This is a genomic window from Oceanobacillus piezotolerans, from assembly GCF_003665065.1.
Classification (GTDB): Bacteria; Bacillota; Bacilli; order Bacillales; family Amphibacillaceae; genus Oceanobacillus; species Oceanobacillus piezotolerans.
Genome location: NZ_RCHR01000001.1, coordinates 472,350 through 487,620, shown reverse-complemented (window position 1 = coordinate 487,620; position 15,271 = coordinate 472,350). Strand labels below are relative to the sequence as shown.

The 15,271-nt window shown below is 36.1% G+C and carries 18 protein-coding genes; 3 read left to right on the top strand and 15 right to left on the bottom strand.

The genetic code is table 11. The features are described from left to right. The 14 genes from lysA to D8M04_RS02400 all read right to left on the bottom strand — a co-directional run bounded on the left by lysA (window position 1) and on the right by D8M04_RS02400 (window position 11,968). On the bottom strand, window positions 1–1,308 hold the full coding sequence (gene lysA, locus D8M04_RS02465; RefSeq protein ID WP_121521069.1) for a diaminopimelate decarboxylase: 1,308 nt from the start codon (window positions 1,306–1,308) through the stop codon (window positions 1–3). A gap of 128 nt (window positions 1,309–1,436) precedes the next feature. After that, the gene (locus D8M04_RS02460; protein WP_121521685.1) at window positions 1,437–2,876 is read right to left on the bottom strand and encodes a spore germination protein; all 1,440 of its coding nucleotides are present in this window, start codon (window positions 2,874–2,876) and stop codon (window positions 1,437–1,439) included. A gap of 63 nt (window positions 2,877–2,939) precedes the next feature. Next, a complete protein-coding gene (locus D8M04_RS02455; RefSeq protein ID WP_121521067.1) occupies window positions 2,940–3,371 on the bottom strand; it encodes a stage V sporulation protein AB in 432 nt (143 codons plus the stop codon). Continuing rightward, window positions 3,349–3,969, bottom strand: a complete 621-nt coding sequence (locus D8M04_RS02450) for a stage V sporulation protein AA (protein WP_121521065.1) — start codon at window positions 3,967–3,969, stop codon at window positions 3,349–3,351. The genes D8M04_RS02455 and D8M04_RS02450 overlap by 23 nt, the downstream gene beginning before the upstream one ends. A 529-nt stretch (window positions 3,970–4,498) precedes the next feature. After that, the gene (sigF, locus tag D8M04_RS02445; protein WP_121521063.1) at window positions 4,499–5,254 is read right to left on the bottom strand and encodes an RNA polymerase sporulation sigma factor SigF; all 756 of its coding nucleotides are present in this window, start codon (window positions 5,252–5,254) and stop codon (window positions 4,499–4,501) included. An 11-nt stretch (window positions 5,255–5,265) separates the two neighbouring features. After that, window positions 5,266–5,706, bottom strand: coding sequence for an anti-sigma F factor (spoIIAB, locus tag D8M04_RS02440; RefSeq protein WP_121521061.1), 441 nt, complete (start codon window positions 5,704–5,706; stop codon window positions 5,266–5,268). Continuing rightward, a complete protein-coding gene (gene spoIIAA, locus D8M04_RS02435; RefSeq protein WP_121521059.1) occupies window positions 5,703–6,056 on the bottom strand; it encodes an anti-sigma F factor antagonist in 354 nt (117 codons plus the stop codon). The genes spoIIAB and spoIIAA overlap by 4 nt, the downstream gene beginning before the upstream one ends. Before the next feature lie 105 nt (window positions 6,057–6,161). Next, window positions 6,162–7,343 carry a D-alanyl-D-alanine carboxypeptidase family protein gene (locus D8M04_RS02430; protein ID WP_121521057.1) on the bottom strand — a complete coding sequence of 394 codons (1,182 nt, stop codon included), beginning with the start codon at window positions 7,341–7,343 and terminating at the stop codon, window positions 6,162–6,164. Between the two features lie 240 nt (window positions 7,344–7,583). Beyond that, window positions 7,584–8,477 (bottom strand): site-specific tyrosine recombinase XerD, encoded by an 894-nt coding sequence (gene xerD / locus D8M04_RS02425; protein ID WP_121521055.1) that lies wholly within the window; start codon window positions 8,475–8,477, stop codon window positions 7,584–7,586. A 4-nt stretch (window positions 8,478–8,481) separates the two neighbouring features. Continuing rightward, complete coding sequence (locus D8M04_RS02420; protein ID WP_187695393.1) at window positions 8,482–8,688, bottom strand: DUF4227 family protein; 207 nt, start codon at window positions 8,686–8,688, stop codon at window positions 8,482–8,484. A gap of 160 nt (window positions 8,689–8,848) precedes the next feature. Continuing rightward, window positions 8,849–9,328, bottom strand: a complete 480-nt coding sequence (gene fur, locus D8M04_RS02415; RefSeq protein ID WP_121521051.1) for a ferric iron uptake transcriptional regulator — start codon at window positions 9,326–9,328, stop codon at window positions 8,849–8,851. A gap of 178 nt (window positions 9,329–9,506) precedes the next feature. Continuing rightward, window positions 9,507–10,148 carry a stage II sporulation protein M gene (spoIIM, locus tag D8M04_RS02410; RefSeq protein WP_121521049.1) on the bottom strand — a complete coding sequence of 214 codons (642 nt, stop codon included), beginning with the start codon at window positions 10,146–10,148 and terminating at the stop codon, window positions 9,507–9,509. A 97-nt stretch (window positions 10,149–10,245) separates the two neighbouring features. Continuing rightward, window positions 10,246–11,418, bottom strand: a complete 1,173-nt coding sequence (locus tag D8M04_RS02405) for an endonuclease Q family protein (protein ID WP_121521047.1) — start codon at window positions 11,416–11,418, stop codon at window positions 10,246–10,248. A gap of 1 nt (window position 11,419) precedes the next feature. Beyond that, window positions 11,420–11,968 carry an NUDIX hydrolase gene (locus tag D8M04_RS02400; RefSeq protein WP_121521045.1) on the bottom strand — a complete coding sequence of 183 codons (549 nt, stop codon included), beginning with the start codon at window positions 11,966–11,968 and terminating at the stop codon, window positions 11,420–11,422. 186 nt (window positions 11,969–12,154) lie between these two features. Here D8M04_RS02400 and D8M04_RS02395 point away from each other — a divergent pair, with 186 nt between their 5' ends. After that, window positions 12,155–13,072 carry an aldo/keto reductase gene (locus D8M04_RS02395; RefSeq protein WP_121521043.1) on the top strand — a complete coding sequence of 306 codons (918 nt, stop codon included), beginning with the start codon at window positions 12,155–12,157 and terminating at the stop codon, window positions 13,070–13,072. Between the two features lie 104 nt (window positions 13,073–13,176). On the opposite strand, the gene D8M04_RS02390 is transcribed toward D8M04_RS02395, so the two are convergent. After that, complete coding sequence (locus D8M04_RS02390; protein ID WP_121521041.1) at window positions 13,177–13,506, bottom strand: iron-sulfur cluster biosynthesis family protein; 330 nt, start codon at window positions 13,504–13,506, stop codon at window positions 13,177–13,179. 76 nt (window positions 13,507–13,582) lie between these two features. Here D8M04_RS02390 and D8M04_RS02385 point away from each other — a divergent pair, with 76 nt between their 5' ends. Together D8M04_RS02385 and rnz are read left to right on the top strand one after the other, a co-directional pair. Continuing rightward, on the top strand, window positions 13,583–14,320 hold the full coding sequence (locus tag D8M04_RS02385; protein ID WP_121521039.1) for a glycerophosphodiester phosphodiesterase: 738 nt from the start codon (window positions 13,583–13,585) through the stop codon (window positions 14,318–14,320). Between the two features lie 19 nt (window positions 14,321–14,339). Then, window positions 14,340–15,266, top strand: a complete 927-nt coding sequence (rnz, locus tag D8M04_RS02380; RefSeq protein WP_121521037.1) for a ribonuclease Z — start codon at window positions 14,340–14,342, stop codon at window positions 15,264–15,266. The last annotated feature ends 5 nt before the right edge of the window (window positions 15,267–15,271 follow it).

The window sequence follows — 15,271 nt, the reverse complement described above, 5'->3', positions numbered from 1 at the left end:
TTAAAGATAAGACAGATCGTTTTTTAATATATCTTCGTATGTTTCTCTGCGTACTACTAATTTATCCACGCCATCTTCTACAAAAACAACCGCCGCATTCGGTAGGCGATTATAGTGACTGGCCATGGAATACCCATACGCTCCAGTAGAGAAAACTGCAAGTATATCATTAGCTTCTACGGATGGCACTGGTAAATCCCATATTAACATGTCACCAGATTCACAACACTTTCCAGCAATGGAAACTGTTTCTATCGTTGGCTCAGTTGCTTTATTGGCTATAATAGCTTCATACTTAGCCTGGTAAAGTGCCGGCCGGATATTATCCGTCATGCCTCCATCGACAGAGACATACGTTCTTATTCCCGGTATGTTTTTAATAGAGCCAATAGAATAAAGTGTAATCCCTGCGTTACCTACAATAGATCTACCTGGTTCAATCCATATTTCGGGCATCGGAATCTCCAAACTTTCAACTTGTTGCTGAACAGCTTCCACCATCCCCTCTACATAAACACGGTGTGGAAGTGGTTCATCCTCCTTTGTATATCGAATTCCAAATCCTCCCCCCAGATTTAAGACTTCAGGAACATAATTATATTGCTCCTTCCATTTCTTAATCTCTTGGAAAAGCATATCGATTGCTACTTTAAAACCGTCAGTTTCAAATATTTGCGAACCGATATGACAATGAAGACCGTCCAAATGAATCCTGTCCACTTGCAGGATACGCTCAAAAGCTTCCTTTGCTTGTCCGTTTTGTAAGTTAAATCCAAATTTTGAATCTTCATTACCTGTCATAATATATTCATGGGTATGGGATTCTACACCAGGAGTTACGCGCATGAGTACATGAACGTCCTTCCCATGCTCAGCAGTTAATCTATCAAGTAATTCTATATCACGAAAATTGTCGACAACAATACATCCAATATTATTTTCAATTGCCATGGTTAATTCAGAAACACTTTTATTGTTTCCATGTAAATGTATTCGCTCCGTTGGATAATCCGCTTTTAATGCAGTGAATAATTCTCCCTCAGAGATAACATCTAAACAAAGATTTTCTTGTTTCGCTACCTGCAGCATTGCAATAGATGAAAAGGCTTTACTTGCATAAGCAACTTTTGATTTTACTCCTAACTGATCAAATGCTTGGACAAAATCCCTTGCATTTTTCCTAATAATCGAAACATCATAAACATAAAGCGGGGTTCCGTATTTTTCTGCAAGAGTAACTGTGTCTATACCACCAATTTCTAAGTGGCCAAGTGAATTAACCGGAAATGGATGACGATCTATTATCATAATTTTTTCCCCCTAAATCTAATGTTCTCCGGCTGATTGCACACAACAAGGTGAGCTCCCAGCATTCAGGTCCTTGCACGATAAAAATACTTTATCATAATGAAGAAGAAAACGAAAGAGCGAATACCTTAGCTCTTTCGTTTTGGCTGGCGATAATTATTCTTAGGGTGAACAATACTTGGTCTTTCATTGGAATATGGAACCGGAATACGCAAGAAAATATGCATAATAGCTTTTGAATTGAATGGAAGGAAAGGCCATAAAAATGGTGTTTTTAATGATTTTAGATTCACTAAATACAATAGCTGTATTGAAAATCCTACAACAAAACCAATTACACCAAAGAATCCTACAGCAAGAATTAAGAATAAGTTAGTAAGTTTATTAGCAACACTTAATTCATAGCTTGGTGTCACATATGTTCCAATTGCACTTACTGCAACATATAAGATTACCTCAGGACTAAATAAGCCAACGTCAATAGCGATTTGGCCAATTAATACGGCAGCTATTAGCCCCATCGAAGTGGATAACGGAGTTGGCGTATGAATGGCGGCCATTCTTAAAAATTCTATTCCAATCTCGGCAAGTATTATCTGTAAAACGATAGGAACATTTCCTTCTTCATTAATTCCAATGAAAGCAAGTTCCTTAGGTAACAATGTAGGATCCATAGCGAACAGCAACCATAGTGGTAATAAATATAGAGAAGCAAACACCCCTAGGTACCGAATAAGACGAACGAACGTCCCAACCGCTGGCGTTTGCCGGTACTCCTCAGCATGCTGTAAGTGGTGAAAAAAAGTCGTTGGCAGAATAATAACACTTGGTGAGGTATCCACGATAATTAAGACATGTCCTTCTAACAAATGGCTTGCAGCCACATCAGGGCGTTCTGTGTATCTAACTAACGGATAATGATTCCACTTTCGGTCAATAAAGAATTCGTCTATTGTTTTATCTGCCATCGTTACTCCGTCAACTTTAATCTCACTAATCTTATCCTTGATATATTTTACTAATCCATCGTCAGCAATATCCTGCAAATAACTAATACAGACATCTGTCTTGGACCGCTCTCCAACCTTTAACATCTCATGCCTGAGTCTCTCATCTCGCAGCCTTCTTCGCGTTAAAGCAGTATTTTCAATAATATTTTCTGTATAACCATCACGAGACCCTCTTATAACTTTTTCAGTATCTGGTTCTTCAGGGGTTCTTCCTGGATACTTTCTAACATCCACTATTAAGGCTGTTCTAGATCCATCCACAAATATAGCAACCAAGCCTGATAAAATCTGATCAGATATTTCATCCATGGTTTGCAAAGGATCAACCTGCTGATGAACTAACCTATTTTCAATAATTTCTGGAAGCTTTCTTATATTACTTTCAAAGTCGTTAATCTCAATCAGCTTTTTCATCAGTTCTTGAATCACTGAGGTATCACAAAGGCCAGTTACATAATAAATCTGAACTTTCTTTTTTAAAATTATAATCTCACGAAATCCTATGTCGAAAGACACACCTATTCCAAGCCGTTCCTCCATATAAGATTTATTTTGCATTATATTCGAAGATACCGGAATTTTGTTTTTAGTATGCTCCACAGTGTACCACTCCACTCTTTGTTACAGTTTCACAAAATATAACCATTGAAAAAGAGAACCAAATATTTTTCCGAACATGATTGCCATCAATAACAATAAGAGATTTCTATCTACACGAATTCTTCTTGAAAGAATAGGAAACACATTTAATACTTCTGTTAATGCTGCGGCCAGCATTCCATTAAATATTCCATGAAACATCCCCCATATAAAGAGCAGGATAACAGGATGGTTTAAATTTACATCCGCAAAGGATAAATAAGAACCGAATAACAAACCAAGAATAACGCAGCCACTATATACTTTTATATAGTTATTTGTTTTACTGAGTTGAATTAATCTAGGAATAATCCCTAATACAGTTATAAATGCAACAAATCCTCCGCCTACTGCAAGACCTCCGCTAAATCCAATTACAATCTGAAGCAGATTAAGGAGTATGATTCCGACCATTATATTTATTCTCATAATGGTTTAGATAATGATCGAGGTCTTGTTGATAGTTATATATCTCCACTTCAAGCGGACTAGGTTCTTCGTTAAATCTTTTATTAAACCAGTGGTTAAAGAATAATAACGTACCAATTCCTAGACCAAATGAATATGGGATTTGAATCCATAAAGGGTATTCGTTTCTCTCCCCAGTGAGCAGATAATAGAGTTTTTGATGCACTTCCTGCATACTTACATCATAATGAAAATTCATGATGGTCATCGACGTACCAATAAATAATAATATCCAAACAACTACCAAGATTGGCACTGCAGTTTTTTTACTCTTCGGTGAAACTCTTACAATTGACTGCGTTGGACCTATTAGCTGGATATCAATATCCTGGTATAGAGCAGTTAAATGCTCAACAATTAAGAAACTGTCAATCACTACAAGGTTGTTATCCTTTTTAGTCATTCGGTATAATGGGATTTCCTCTAATCTTTTCTTGAGCTTAGGGTCATTCGTGGAAACAAAGGCAATGTCCTCCAAACGTATTTCTTTTAAGTAAGGAATCTCTACACTTTTCTTTACTCTTAAATAGACGATATTTGTCAAGACAAATCCTCATCCTTCCTAATCACTTATGGATAGTATTTGTTTGTAGGATTAAATTTATCCTCAGTATGTCCTATTCACCACCTTAAAATGTCAATCGAAAGCAGATTTAGTGAATATTCCTTCCACAACAATGGCGTAAGCGCCCGTTTAGCAGCGTACAAACTGCGCGCCACAGGACGTGGGGTGGTTCGACGTGCCACATGATGTGGCGTTCTTAGTCGGAACTTCTCTTACCCGCAATGAGATAAAGGAAACATGCCCCTTTATGGGGTACGCCGACGTTGGCGGAAGCCGGTTTTAGTCGGCGCAACCTATGACTGGATTAAGGAAGTTCAACTAAGTTGAACGTTATCGTAGTGGAGGAGTGTGAAGTTTGGGACTGCGCAATGCTCGCCCCACCAAAAGATCTGCTAGTTGCTTGGCGTTGGAGCCGGACGTGGCTTTTCTTCATGATAAGAAATATCCACAGGTCGTTCAATTTATAATTTCCTAGACCACAAAAAAACCACCACACATGTGATGGTTCTTATGATCCCATATTTGTTTTCATGTCTTTTAATATTTTCTTCTCTAAACGAGAGACTTGAACTTGGGAGATGCCTAACCTCTCAGCAACTTCTGTTTGCGTTTGGTCTTTGTAATATCGGAGGAAAATGATTAGCCTTTCCCTCTCATTTAGTGATTTAATTGCCTCTTTTAATGTAAGTTTATCAAACCATCTAGTATCCTGCTCTGCAATCTGATCAATGAGTGTGATTGGATCCCCATCATTCTCAAATACCGTTTCATGAATAGAATGAGGGGATTTGGCTGCTTCTTGTGCATGTACAACCTCTTCAGGAGTTATTTCCAATGCTTCTGCAATCTCATTAATGGTAGGGGAACGACCATATTGTTTGGTCAATTCGTCCTTCTTTTTACGAACTTTATTTCCAATTTCCTTTAATGAACGACTTACCTTTACACTGCCATCATCTCTAATAAAACGCTGGATCTCTCCTATAATCATTGGAACGGCATAAGTAGAGAATCGCACGTCATAAGATAAATCAAACTTATCGATTGATTTAATCAAGCCGATAGTACCTATCTGAAATAAATCATCCGGATCATATCCCCGATTAATAAACCGCTGAACTACAGACCAAACAAGTCTTACATTATTCTCTACCAAAAAGTCTCTCGCTTCTTTATCCCCTTGCTGGCTTCTGAAAATATAATCCTTCACCTGCTCATCCTTAAGAGACTCATCACGCTTATTCTTCTTTACATTTACGTTCATAGCGTGCATCCCTAATTATATACCGTTTTTGTTTTAGAAAGCTGCTTTGTTAAATGTAGCGTAGTTCCCTCAGAAGGTGAAGAGGTGATTTCAATTGAATCCATAAAATTCTCAATAATTGTAAAACCCATGCCAGATCTCTCTAATTCAGGTTTCGATGTATATAAAGGTTCTCTTGCCTTATCCAGATCGTCAATTCCTGCACCATTATCTTTTATCACTAATTCAATATCTCCATTGTTAATGGTGCATTTAATATAAACCATATGATCAGGCTCATTGTTATAGCCGTGAATAATAGCATTCGTAACCGCTTCGGAAACAACTGTTTTAATCTCAGTTATTTCTTCCATCGTAGGGTCTAGTTGAGTAATAAAAGCAGCCACCGTTACCCTCGCGAACGATTCATTTTCACTTCTGCTGGAAAATTCAACAACCATCTCATTCTTCATGAAGCCACCCCCAATGTTTCTAAAGCAAACCCTTCATTCTCCTCCAGCCTTACTATCTTAAACAATCCAGACATTTCAAACAAACGTTTGATTGATGGTGTAATCGAGCATACAACCATTTCTCCACCCAGTTGCAGCACTTCTTTATATCTCCCTAAAACAACACCAATACCGGAGCTATCCATAAACGTTACATTTTCAAGGTTTAATATAACGTGACGAATCGATGTAGAATACATCATATCTTTCCATTTATCTCTCAGACTTTCAGCTGCATGGTGATCAAGCTCTCCTGAAAGCCTTACAATCAACACTTCTTCTCTCACTTCAAACGTTGACTGAAGCCCCATACTTATTCCTCCTCATAATTTCTTGTACTTTCTATTTTCTTTATGAGCGGTGCCATTTCCTGCTAACCGACAAAAGTAGTAGTTATTCTATGAAAGTAGATGAATTTATCTATATTTCACCATTTCTTTTATAGTACGTTTAAAAAGAGTTATATAAGATGCTTGTTCAATATCTTCATTAACTGTAAGAGGTATCTCCGAGAGTACTTCTTCGCCATTCTTAATTCTTAACATTCCTACTTTGTCTCCTCTATGTAATGGTAATTCAACATCTGGTTTTAGCGTGACTTCTGTCGATATATTGTCTATATTCTCTCCTTTAGGATGAATGGTGCTTACCGATTCAGATGCCACGACATCTACATGTTCCTTTTCCGCTTTTAACAAGTCTAGATTTGTAATCACTTCATCTTTTTCAAAGATTTTGTTGGTTTTATATTGATTAAATGCATAATCCAGCATACTAGATACTATTGCATTTCGTTCTTTAGGTGTTTCAGCGCCCATTACCACTGCAATAACCCGCATATCTTCTTTTTCTGCAGTAGCGGTTAAGCAATACTTGGCCTCACTGGTATAACCTGTTTTCAATCCGTCCACCCCAGGATAGAACTTGACTAATTTATTCGTATTTACCAACCAAAATTCATTTTCTTCCCCTTTTCTTAGATAATCTTCATAAATGGAAGTGTAATTTGTAATATCTTCATACTTTAATAATTCTTTAGCAATGATAGCCATATCATAGGCCGTACTAAAATGCTCATCTGCAGGTAAACCTGTTGTATTTTTAAAATTTGTGTTCTCTAAACCGAGTTCCTTCACTTTCTTATTCATCATCTGAACAAAAGCCTCTTCGCTACCGGCTAACCTTTCTGCAAGTGCAACACTTGCATCATTACCTGAAGCAACAGCTATTCCCTTTATTAAATCATTTACTTTCATTTCTTCTCCAGCTTCAAGGAAAATCTGGGAGCCACCCATCGAAGCAGCACGTTCACTTACACGAACTGTTTCATCCTTCTTCAATTCACCTTTATCAATAGCTTCCATAATTAACAGGAGTGTCATAATTTTAGTCATACTTGCAGGAGCTAATTTTTCATGTACATTTTTATCAAATAAAATGGTTCCTGTGTCCCGCTCGATTAAAATAGCTGACTTCGCCTCCTCTGCTAGATTCAATGTTTCATTCTTTTCTTCTGAAACTTCCTCTGCATAAGCGTGCATCGTTGAAAGAAAGAAAATAGAAACTATCATGCTAATCAATATCTTGTGCTTTCTCATTGTTTTACCTCCAACAGTCAATATACACATAGGATTCCCAGAAGCGTTTTTCATTATACAGAAGAAAAATAAAAAGACATCAAGAATCTGATGTCTTTCGTTTTACTATAAGAATGTATATTCGCTTAAAGATAAGCGTGTGTAAAATGCGAAAAATAGTCCTCTTCCCACTTTGCTTAACTTCATCTTATGAACAATCAATTCATACAAGTTTTTGGAAGATTACAGTTAAATAACTTATTACGCTCTTGGATGATAAGTCTGATATGTATCTTTTAATCTAGTTTTCGTCACGTGTGTATAAATTTGAGTTGTTGAAATATCTTCATGACCAAGCATTTCCTGTACTATTCGCAAGTCAGCACCATTCTCTAAGAGATGAGTAGCAAAGGAATGTCTTAATGTGTGAGGCGTTATTGTTTTCTCTATACCTGCTTCTTTAGCAATCTTTTTTAATATTTTCCAAAACCCTTGTCTAGACAACGGCCTGCCATGTTGGTTAACAAATACGACATTTTCGGTATTTTGCTTTTTCAGCAATTGGGATCTTGCATGATTTACATAATTTTCTACAGCTTGTACAGCAACATTTCCGATTGGTACAATTCTTTCTTTGGACCCTTTCCCAAAACATTGAATGAAGCCCATCGTTAAATGTAAATCACTCATTCTAAGCGTAATCATTTCACTGACACGTAAACCTGTAGCATACAATAATTCCAGCATTGCTTTGTTTCGAACTGCTAAAGGTGTATCCTCTTTCATCATAAGCAGTTTTTCCACTTCTTGTTGAGAAAGGACATCCGGCAGTTTTCTTTCCTTTTTCGGTGTTTCTATATGTAAACTTGGATCCTGTGTAGTAACTTGTTCCCTTATAAGAAATTGGTGAAAGGAACGGATGGAAGCAATATGTCTAGAAATAGTTGCGGTAGATTTCCCTCCGTCTTTTAATTTATATAAGAAGGTAATAATATCGTTTCTGGTAACAAAATCCCACGACCCTTTATTTGCTTCCTTTGAGAGATATTCTATGTAATCCCTTAAATCTCTTTTATATGATTTTAGAGTATTATCGGATAATCCTCTCTCAATTTGTAAAAAATGAAAATAATCCTCCAATGCTTCTTTTAGCATATAATTACTCCTCTAATCGAAATAATACATTAAATCTATCAATAAAACTTTCATCGGATTGAAACACTTTAACTGAAGGCCCCTCTGGCGGATCATAGCGATGATAGTTTTCATATTCTGCATGCATTAATCGCAGCCCATAATAAAAAAGCCAAGTACAAATCGTAAATATAACAAATACTTTCACGGTATCCCATACTAATTGTTTCATATGGCGTATCTCCTTTAATGATAATAGTTTCCTATATTAAAGATATGCCAAATTTATGCAACTATATACGTGGTCTACAGAAAAAATAAAAGCCTCCTTCCAAACGGAAAAAAGGCATCGTTGAGCATTCTTCGTCCCTATAACATAATTTAGTAAGTAGTTATTCGGTTAATGAGCTTGTTACTCCGCTGCCTTTAGGTTGTGCCTCTTGGCATTGTCTGCAGATGCCATGAAAAGTGAGGCGATGATCTTTCACTTGAAATCCCCAGTCCTTTTGGACAATTTTCTCTACGTCTTCTAAAAGATCATTTTCAATTTCTTCTACTGAACCACATTCAATACAAACTAGATGATGATGAAAATGCTTAGCACCCTCTTTACGCAAGTCAAAGCGAGATACTCCATCACCAAAGTTAATTTTATCTACAATCTTTAATTCGGATAATAATTCTAATGTACGATAAACGGTTGCTAATCCGATTTCAGGAGCTTTTTCTTTTACTAATAGATAAACATCTTCAGCACTTAAATGGTCCTCTTCTCTTTCTAGCAACACTCTTACAGTTGCTTCTCTTTGCGGAGTTAGTTTATAGCTTTGTGCATGCAGTTGTTTTTTTATTCGCTCTATCCGATGTTCCATAACAGGTTGCCTCCCTCATATCCCAATCTTTATTATATGCATCCAAAAAAGTCGTGTCAAAGTATTTTAATTCTAATTGATATTAATAATAATTATTATATAATATCAATTATTAAAAATAAAGGTAGAAATATTTCTAAAGATACTTTGGGACAATTACATCGTCCAAGTAAAATGTTTATTCATATAGGGATTGAATGAGTAAAGTCATAGAATTATTTGCAACATACGCTTCTACAATAGAGGCAAGAAATGATATACCAACTAAAAGTACGAAAGCCCCTGCATAGCGACTGAAAGGCTGTACGATCGATTCGGAAGGTCTACGAGAAAATAATTTGCCGAGTAATATGAGAGAAAAGATCATTGCTACACTACCAGCTATAATATAGATAGGAATGATAATCACATTTTGCGGAGCAATTGAAAGGGAAGCTAAAAGAAGTCCCTTAATGCCAAGCTGATTAACTAAGAATCCAACAGAAAAGCCAATAACTAGTCCCTTTACATATAACAGTACCCAAATTAATGGTAAACCAATCACTGATAAGCCTAATAAGAAAAGTAGAAACAAGTATTTTGCATGGTAAAGGAAGCTTTCTTTCAAAATAATATTATTTTCAATTCCGTGCTCATTTACAATTTGGCCGAAGAACCGTTCAAGGTAAAAAAACAAGTCCTGTTTCTGTATAAAATGCATACTGTTTACTATAATTGCTCCAAAAATAATACCTGTTAAAAATAAAATAATCATAAATAAGTAGATCTTTGCATGTTCTTTTATATGCTCGAATATAAGAGCTCTATTACGACTATACATTTTTGGGAATCCTCCATTCCATAATGACGCTTATATTAAAAAATATGAAGGATTCCCATTAATCATTCCTAAATCTAGTAAATCTCTTAAATTCTATTCAAAGTTCCTCCGGTAGAATCTTTCCGTAACGACCTCCTCCGCCTTTGCGAACGAAAAGGTTCCCTTTCCTCATATCGACAATACTTCTAGCAAGCTTATCAGGAATTACTTCAATTAACTGCTCGAAAGTTGCCTTATGAATGATATTCATTTCAGTATAAAAGTTCTTTAGTAATTTTTGATAGGTTTTAGGACCTAGACCGGGTAAGTATTCTAGAGGGACTTGATATTGGTACGTAGGTCTTTCTCTATTTGGCTTAACTCCGTCACTTAATTCCTCTATTCTCTCTATTACTCCGCGGATAATTTTCTTTGAGCCGCAAGTTGGACAGGTAGATGCCGAGTATGAAACAGGGGTAAAACATTGACTGCAAACGGTTGAGTGATATTTACCCAATCTTGGATCCATACCAAAATTCCTGCTAATTCTTCTCCCATCCACTTCATGTAATGCTAAATTCAATTCTTGAAAGGACGCCTCCTTCATATTCATTTCTTGATATTCACGACCTATCTTGGCCAAAGAGTGTGCGTCCGAATTTGTCACAAACGTGTACCGATGAAGCTCACTGATTTGGTCTGCTAACATCGTATCTGAGCTTAGCCCTAATTCCATCGCATCAATTAAATCGGCATCCAGTATTTCAGATAAGCTATGTTTCACCCCTTTTCCATATAGGCTCTTAAAGGGAGTAAATATATGTGCTGGTATAAAGAGTCCACCAAGTTCTTTTACTTTATACTGAAGTGCTTTTCCAGTTCCATAATAACGTTGCGAACTTAATGTAATATTTTTCATCCGTTTTGCCAACCATGCCGTAAACTCTTCCATTGCATGGAGATTAGGTAAAAAACAAAGCACATGAATCGGACCTTGACAATGTTCATCATAAACTTCTATCTCAGAGCCTAAAATTAAAGTTGTCCTTTCAAAACGAATACCACCTTCTTCGAGTTCATAGGCTAGTCCTTCGTTTATCAGTCGGATTATCTCTTCCTGAACAGCAGGGACATGACAATCAATTATTCCAATCAACTCTATCCCTTTATTTCTACTTGATTCCAATAATATATTCGTTAAAGTTAGTTGCTTTGCGCCAGTAATTTTAACTGGTTTGTCATACATATCTCGACCTATATGGATATGCAAGTCTGCAAAGAGTTGATTCAACTTATTCCCTTCCTTCTAATGCGTGTAGATACAGTATTGCATAGTTTGTCTTTGCATCATGTATGCGTTCCTCTGTAACAAGCTGTTTTGCTTCATCTAATGTTAACTCTAAAACTTCCACAAACTCGTCTTCATCACCAGGTTTTGGATTATCAACTTTCGTAAGCTCGTTGGTAATATAAATATGCAGGAGCTCATCAGCAAATCCTGGAGAAGAATAAAAGGAAGTAACAAAATGCAGATCATTTGTAGTATAACCGGTTTCTTCTTCTAATTCTCTTATAGCTGCAATAATAGGATTTTCTCCGTCCTCTAATTTCCCTGCTGGTATTTCAACCAATGTCTTCTCTAACGGTTTACGATATTGCTCTACCAATACGATTTTGTTGTCATCCGTAATAGCAATTACAGCTACCGCTCCTGGATGTTTAATTAACTCCCGTTTGGATGTTTTCCCGTTAGGCAGTTCTACTTCATCCACCTGCAGACTAATAATTTTCCCTTCAAATATTTTCTCTGTCTTTATCGTTTTTTCCTCAAATTTATTCATAGTATTTACCTTCCTCATTATAAGTTAGATTTATTTTATCACAGTTAAGGGAATGAGGCATTTTGCTTGCTAGAATGACTAAGATTAATCTAAGAATACATACGCATCTTTGGTCGAATCAGATGAAATATAAAGAAGAACACGCTATAGTAGAAAAGGAGAACACTATCTGAACGGAGGGTCACTTTGAAGAAAATTCAATTAGGGAAATCAGATATTTATATTACGGAACTTACTCTTGGTGCAATGTCTCTGGGAACAAATAAAGAAAAAGCAAAACAGATTATCGATTATGCAATTGATGCTGGTATTAACCACATTGACACTGCTGATTTATATGATTTTGGCCTAAATGAAGAAATTGTCGGTGACGTAATAAAAGATAAGCGCAATCAAATTATTTTAACTACAAAGGTTGGAAATCACTTTGACAAAAATAAAAAGAAGTGGTTTTGGGACCCATCAAAAACTTATATAATTAGAGCGGTCAAAGATAGCCTTCGCAGATTAAATACGGACTATATTGACTTCTGTATGCTCCACGGAGGAACAATAGACGATCCGATTGATGAAACTATTTTGGCGTTTGAAACGTTAAAGAAAGAAGGAGCAATAAGAGCTTATGGCATCTCCTCTATTCGGCCAAATGTCATTCGCAAATATGTAGAGAAGTCTTCTATTGATGGTGTAATGACACAATATAATTTACTTGACCGTCGACCAGAGGAAGAAGTTCTGGATTTATTAGAACGAAACCAAATAAGCGTTCTCGCTAGAGGGCCTCTCGGGAAAGGTATGCTTAGTGATACCGGAGAACAAGTCATTGAGAAAAAGGCACGAGACGGTTACCTTGATTATTCATATCAGGAATTATTAAACATATATCAGGAATTAAAGCAGTATAGTAAATCAGAATCAATCCAAAAACTCGCACTTCAATATGTTTTACATCATCCAGCAGTTGCTTCTGCTGTATTTGGTGCTAGTTCAGTAGAACAGGTAAAAGAAAATGTCAACAATTATCAACCTTCCACTTTTTCTAAAGAAACATATGAGGAATTACAAGATCTAACCAAAGCTATAACCTATAAACAGCATAGATAAGACTTTAAGGGACCGATCCTCTACTGAATGAAGCAAAATCTTTGCTAGAAAAACATGAGATTATAACCTTGGGACTTAAAAAGGTTGATACATACTGTATCAACCTAAACTTTTTTTTCTAATATAGACTGTACTGGAATAAACGGATTAAGCATTTCTTCAGAAGTAGTTAATCGGAAAGAACCATTTTTATAATCCAATTTCATATCTTCGGCAAAGAATACAGCTTGTTGTTTTGCTATGATAGTTGGGTACACTGCATTTGAGACCTGTACATGAAAAGGTTGCTTTTCATTGGTAAAACGAATGGTTGGTAATCCATTTACTCCACAACCACAGCCATCTGTATCGTACCATAGTAATAGATAACTGCTGTCGTTATTTCTGAGTTCTTTCAATTTTTCTTCGGCAATTGGTGTTATACTTAATTGCAAGACTATCACCTCAGTAGCTATCATATCATGTTTTGCAATTAAGTTAAAAACAGATGATTATGAAAGAGGGATAAAGATGGGTACAGAAATTTATGCACATCGTGGTGCAAGTAAATATGCTCCTGAGAACACAATGGCTGCGTTTGAACTAGCATATAAGATGCAAGCCGATGGGATTGAAACGGATGTGCAATTAACGAAAGATAATATCCCTATTTTGATCCATGACGAAAAATTAAGTCGAACAACAAATGGAATTGGACTTGTGAAAGATTATACCTATCATGAATTAAAAGAGCTGGATGCTGGTAACTGGTTTGGCAATAATTATTCTGGTCAAATTATTCCAACGTTAGAGGAGTTCTTAGCCTGGGTCAGGTACAAACCTTTAAAGGTTAATATTGAATTAAAAAATAACAAAATTGATTATAAAAATCTGGAGTTTATAGTTTACGATATGTTAAAAGCTTATAAGCTCCTTGATAAAACCGTACTATCTACTTTTAATCCTTTAAGTGTCAATCGTTTAAAAGCTTTAAATCAATACATTGAAATTGCATTATTGACCTCTAGGAAAAATAAAAACTTAGTAACTAGCGCTAGACATCTAGGTGCGAACGCTCTTCATATTAAGTACCGATTATTAACGAGCAGGATTATAGAAGAAAGCAAAATGGCGAATATGAAAGTAAGAGTATATACGGTTAATACGTCCCCTTCCATCTATAAAAGCTTTGATTTAGGTTGTAATGGTATATTTACAGATGTGCCAGATATCGCTCGAACTATCAGAAGGGAACATTACCCGAAATAAAAAAGCGGAGGATTTACATATGGAGTTAACATTCCTGGGCACAGGAGCAGGATTACCTTCTAAGGAACGTAATGTAACTGCCATTGTGCTTTCATTGTTACAAGAAATCAATCATATATGGTTATTTGATTGTGGAGAAGCAACACAACATCAGATTTTACAAACTTCCATTAAACCAAGAAAGATAAACAAGATATTTATTACCCATTTACACGGTGATCATATTTATGGTTTACCAGGTTTACTAAGCAGCAGGTCGTTTCAGGGAGGAGAGGAAGCCCTAACAGTTTATGGTCCTGTTGGGATTAAGCAGTATATAGAGACTAGCCTCACCTTAAGCGAATCACATCTCACTTACCCTTTAGAAATCATTGAGATTGACGAAGGAATAATTGTGGAAGAAGAAGCCTTTCACGTTTATGCAAAAAAGCTTGACCATGCCATACCATCCTTTGGATATCGAATAATAGAGAAAGATCGCCCTGGTGAATTACTAGTTAACAAATTAATGGATTTAGGCATAAAACCAGGTCCTATATATAGTAAAATCAAAGAGAATCCTAGTGTGATATTAGATAATGGACAGGTTATTTTTCGGAAGGATGTTATAGGTCCAAATAAAAAAGGGCGGATAGTATCTATCCTTGGTGATACTCGTTATCGGGACGAACATATAGAATTTATTAAGAACTCGGATGTGTTGGTACATGAAGCCACATTTGCTCAAGAACATGAAGAGTTAGCCAAGAATTACTACCATTCTACTACTACTCAAACAGCAGCACTGGCACGTAACGGAAATGTAAAACGATTAGTTCTAACACATATCTCTTCTCGATATCAAAATGAGACAACTCAGTCCCTTTTAAGAGAAGCACAAGAGCTATTCGAGAATACAGTTATAGCAGAAGATTTCTATCATACATCCATTGAATATCAACAATAAGGAGA